2 protein-coding genes are annotated in these 3,051 nt (G+C 38.4%); both read right to left on the reverse strand.

Annotation, left to right across the window (positions count from 1 at the left end):
- Nucleotides 1–212: 212 nt before the first annotated feature.
- On the reverse strand, nt 213–1,160 hold the full coding sequence (locus tag D8872_RS10515) for an AEC family transporter (RefSeq protein ID WP_125390874.1): 948 nt from the start codon (nt 1,158–1,160) through the stop codon (nt 213–215).
- Between the two features lie 77 nt (nt 1,161–1,237).
- The gene (locus tag D8872_RS10520) at nt 1,238–2,863 is read right to left on the reverse strand and encodes a malolactic enzyme (RefSeq protein WP_125390875.1); all 1,626 of its coding nucleotides are present in this window, start codon (nt 2,861–2,863) and stop codon (nt 1,238–1,240) included.
- Nucleotides 2,864–3,051: the final 188 nt, after the last annotated feature.

The following is a 3,051-nucleotide window of genomic DNA, read 5'->3' on the forward strand; positions in this document are numbered from 1 at the left end:
TAAATAAGTTTTAACGTTTACTAAATTGTGATGCTTTACGAGCTTTTTTCAAGCCTGGTTTGGAAAGTATGGGTTTCAGTTGGACTAAAAATAGCGTAATATTAGGGCTTTTCAGAAAAATATCTACAGATTAATTTCATAAAATATGAATCAATATTTTTTAAACAGGGAAATTTCTTAACGCAGAACTTTCAATCCTATCCTCTTCCTTCTTATCCTAATAAAGTTTGTAATATTGGAATAACAACGATAAATAGAACCGTACTTAGAGTCACTACATTCGTAGAGAATTCCACATCTCCTTTTCCTTGATTAGCAAGGATTGGGAGAACAGCTAGAGCTGGTGTCGCGGACTGAATCATAAAGGTCTTAAATTCTACTGCCGCCATATTTGGGGCAAAGAACTTCAAGACAAGAAGCATGATTAGAGGAGCTAGGATAAAGCGTCCAACTAAAGTGACAATTGTATCTTTATCAAAAGCAATCGTATTCAAGCCCGCCTTTGCAAGAACGATACCAATATAAATCAGAGATAGGGGAGTGACGATATTTCCAACATAGGTTAAGGTATTCGTTGCGAAATCTGGAATAGAGATTCGAAAAATCAAAACTATTAGAGCCACAAGGAAACCTACAAGCGGAGCTGGTAGCAATTTCTTCCAGTCAAATTTAGTTGTCTCCTTGCTTTGACCCGATTTACTGTCGCTCGTCATAAAATACACGCCCAATGTCCAGGTGGAAATCGTATTGGTGATATAGTAAATTAAGAAATAAGGAAGAGCCTGATCCCCAAAAAGAGCAACGTTTAAAGGTAAACCAATAAAAATAGTATTGGCATTCACAAAGGTATTAATCATGGTTCCTCGTCGTCCTGGACGAACCTTGAAAAGCACAACTGCAATATAAGCTACGATATATCCCAATTTAAATGCTATAAAAGTATAAAGGAGACCTCCAGAAAGACTGATTAGTTTATCTAGTGTTAGGTATTTCATCACCGACACAAAGATTGACGCTGGCAAGGCTATATTCATGATCAAACGAGACAGATTGGGACCAAAGTCATCTCCAAACCATCCCCTCACCTGAAGAATATACCCCAAAACAATAATAGCGATAATCGGAATGATACTCGTAATCGAGGTTAAAAAGAGTGACATAGGTATCCTTTCTAAATTACTTAAGTCCACAGCCCATACAAATCTGTCGCTATAGAAGGATAGACAGCAGCAGTGAATTATTTATACTCTGGATACCACTTCAAATCACGAACTGCTTTAGCCATATCTGTTTCCTTAGCGCGTGCAAGACCTTGCTCTTGCGCTTTTTTAGCGACTGCTTCTGCTACTTTAATAGAAACATCTGCTACATACTTGAATGGTGGCAAGACAGGTGCTCCTGGTTGGCCTGAATTGACAATACCACTCAATGAATGAGCCGCTGCTCCAATCATTTCATCAGTCAAAAGACTTGCTTCAGAAGCCAGCATACCTAGACCAAGACCTGGGTAAATCAAGGCATTATTGGCTTGACCAATCACATAGTCGACACCTTTATAAGAAACTGTATCAGCAGGAATTCCTGTTGCGACAAAAGCTTTGCCATCTGACCATTCAATCAAATCTTTGGCACTAGCTTCAGCTAGTTTGGTTGGATTTGACAAAGGGAAGATCATCGGACGTTCTGTGTTTTCACACATAGCTTCTACTACTTCTTTAGTGAAGGTATTAGGTTGAGTTGACGTTCCTACAAGAATGGTTGGCTTCACAGTCTTCACTACTTCAAGCAGGTCAGTCAACTTGTCTGCATTACTAAAGTCAGCACGTTTCTTAGCAAACGGTTTTTGTTCAGGAGTTAGGTCATCCATGTCATCAAAGAGAAGACCTTGTTTATCAACCATAAAGAAACGTTTATAGGCTTCTTCTTCAGAAAGACCTTCACTCACCATTTCACGAAGAACACGAGAGGCAATTCCTGCACCAGCTGTTCCCCCACCATAGCAGAGATAAACTTGATCTGTTAATTTTTCACCACTAATATCCAGTGAACCAAAGATACCACCTAGGGTAACGATTCCTGTACCTTGAATATCATCATTAAAAGTTGGAATTTGTTTTCGGTATTTTTCAAGAATATTGGCAGCATTCAAGCGGCCGAAGTCTTCCCAGTGAAGGTAGAGTTTAGGAAAGAGACGTTCTGCTGTTTGAACAAATTGGTCAATGAAGTCGTAGTAACGATCTCCGCGAACCCGTTCGTGACGATTTCCTAAGTAATTAGGATTGTTACGAAGTTCTTCACGGTTAGTCCCTGCATCAATGACTAAAGGAAGGACCATAGAAGGATCGATTCCAGCAGCACCCGTGTAGACCATCAATTTTCCAACAGAAATATCGACACCATTTGTTCCCNAGTCTCCAATTCCAAGGATTCCTTCTGCATCTGTTACAACAATGAGACGAATCTCGCGATCCCCAGCAGCATTTTTCAAAGTGGCTTCAATATTTTCAGGATGATTAATATCAAGATACCCCGCATATTGCGGATCTACAAAGAGGTCACTATAACCTTCAATGGTATCTGCAATGGTTGGATCGTATACAATTGGATTAAATTCTTCCAAATGTTGAGAAAAGAGGTAATAGAAGAGAGTACGGTTAGTATTAAAAATTTCCATTAGGAAAAGACGTTTTTCCAAATCATTTACTTTTGTTTGCATTTGCTCATAAGTTTGTGCCGCTTGTTCTTCAATGGTTTGAACATAAGGTGGCAATAAACCAATAAGACCTAGTTCCTTCCGCTCCTCTGAGGTAAAGGCAGTCCCTTTATTAAGGAAAGGATTGTTTAAAATATCATGTGCAGTCATAGTGCAACCTCCTTTTTGATAATATTATACCACTTAATATGTATTTTTAGGCGAACTTTGTTATTTGAAAAATACAATCGTTAGTGTATATGTTATAATGAGTCTAGAAGTAAAGTGCTTTTGAAAACTATTTATTCTGTAGGTTATTACTCAAAGCACCATTTTGTGATTCTTTAACCTCTTTATGT

Origin of the sequence: Streptococcus cristatus, assembly GCF_003943815.1 — a bacterium.
Classification (GTDB): domain Bacteria; phylum Bacillota; class Bacilli; order Lactobacillales; family Streptococcaceae; genus Streptococcus; species Streptococcus cristatus_F.